Annotated in this window: 1 protein-coding gene; it reads left to right on the top strand. The window is 62.5% G+C overall.

Annotation, left to right across the window (positions count from 1 at the left end):
• Nucleotides 1-61: 61 nt before the first annotated feature.
• A partial coding sequence (locus tag EN786_RS36870; RefSeq protein WP_145972937.1) for an ABC transporter substrate-binding protein occupies nucleotides 62-315 on the top strand: 254 nt, incomplete at its 3' end.

Below are 315 nucleotides of genomic sequence, written 5' to 3' on the forward strand. Positions count from 1 at the left end.
ATAAGGGTGGGCATCGCATGAAAGTATCATCCACGCCCACTCCGTAAATGGGAGCGTTTCAATGAAAAAATCACTCTTGTCCGCCGTTGCGCTGACCGCGTTCATCGCGTTCAGCGGCAGCGCGTGGGCCGCTGACATCCTGATCGGCGTCGCCGGTCCGATCACCGGCCCGAACGCCGCCTTCGGCGCACAGCTGCAGAAGGGCGCTGAACAGGCTGTCGCCGACATCAATGCGGCGGGCGGCGTCAATGGCCAGCAGCTCAAGATCGAGATCGGCGACGACGTCTCCGATCCCAAGCAGGGCATCTCGGTCGC

It is taken from the genome of Mesorhizobium sp. M4B.F.Ca.ET.143.01.1.1 (genome assembly GCF_004792275.1).
Lineage (GTDB): Bacteria > Pseudomonadota > Alphaproteobacteria > Rhizobiales > Rhizobiaceae > Mesorhizobium > Mesorhizobium abyssinicae.